This window comes from Oleiphilus sp. HI0086 (assembly GCF_001635225.1).
Genome location: NZ_LWFZ01001049.1, coordinates 1 through 1,332, shown reverse-complemented (window position 1 = coordinate 1,332; position 1,332 = coordinate 1). Strand labels below are relative to the sequence as shown.

At 46.1% G+C, this 1,332-nt stretch carries 2 protein-coding genes; both read left to right on the top strand.

Going from position 1 to position 1,332, the window contains the following annotated elements:
• Positions 1–51: 51 nt before the first annotated feature.
• Complete coding sequence (gene dxr, locus A3756_RS18760) at positions 52–852, top strand: 1-deoxy-D-xylulose-5-phosphate reductoisomerase (protein WP_068554276.1); 801 nt, start codon at positions 52–54, stop codon at positions 850–852.
• A gap of 22 nt (positions 853–874) precedes the next feature.
• Positions 875–1,332 (top strand): RIP metalloprotease RseP (gene rseP, locus A3756_RS18755; RefSeq protein ID WP_068554274.1); only part of this gene is annotated, 458 nt, incomplete at its 3' end.

The following is a 1,332-nucleotide window of genomic DNA, read 5'->3' as shown; positions in this document are numbered from 1 at the left end:
TGGCTGCAATCGTTGGTGCAGCCGGGCTAGAGGCGAACCTTGCTGCTAGTTATGTCTGGCCAGCTCTTTACGGAAGAGGTGAGTCGTTCAGGTGCAACGCTATTGCCTATCGATAGCGAGCACAACGCGATATTTCAATGTCTTCCTGGTTCCTATCAGTGTGGCCAGTCTTTAGAACGAGAAGTGCAGCGTGTATTGCTCACTGCCTCAGGTGGGCCTTTCAGGGGGTGGTCTCGTGATCGCCTTAGTACGGTGACGCCAGAACAGGCCTGCGCACACCCAAACTGGCAGATGGGAAGTAAAATCTCAGTAGATTCTGCCACGCTTATGAATAAGGGTTTGGAGCTAATCGAAGCGTGTTGGTTGTTCGATATCAGTCCGAAAGATATCGAGGTTCATGTTCATCCTGAGAGTATTGTTCATTCCATGGTTGAATACTTGGATGGCTCGGTCATAGCGCAAATGGGAAGCCCCGATATGCGTACACCAATTGCCTATGGCTTGGCGTGGCCCGAAAGAATTGCCTCAGGTGCCATTTCATTAGACTTATTTGAAGTTGCTCAACTAAACTTTGAAAAGCCTGATCTTGAAAACTTTCCCTGCCTTAAGTTGGCTCAAGAGGCTTTTGATGTTGGTGGTACTGCGTGTACGGTCTTAAATGCTGCGAATGAAGTTGCTGTCGCGTCCTTTCTAAAAGGTAATGTCTCCTTTACTGCTATCCCTGATATTATTGCGTCAACATTAGAAGATGCCTCAATCGCTCCAATAACATCAGTTAATCAGATATTGTCTGTTGATGAAGAGGCTAGAGTTATAGCTCAACAGCAAATAATGAAGAAGAAACGGCCTTAATGAAGATGAGCCAGTATATTTAATGACACTGATTCAGACCATACTCTCGCTAATTATTACGCTTGGTATTCTAGTTACGATCCATGAATATGGACATTACTGGGTTGCCAAGCGTTGTGGTGTCAAGGTCCTACGATTTTCAGTAGGCTTTGGGCGCCCGATTTTTATGTGGAAAAACAAGGATGGAACCGAGTTTGCCATTGCTAGTATTCCTTTAGGTGGCTTCGTCAAGATGCTTGACGAACGCGAAGCCCCTGTAGAAACCGCTTTGCTTCCTTATGCTTTTAATCGCAAGCCTGTCTCGCAGCGTATTGCGATAGTGTCAGCAGGCCCTATCGCGAACTTTCTATTTGCTATTGCAGCTTACTGGCTGATGTTCATTATTGGCTTCAGTGCCTTGACTCCAACAATAGGTGAAATTGATCAGGAGTCCGTTGCAGCAAGGGCTGGTTTGTATCCTGGTCTTGAAATAACTCAGGT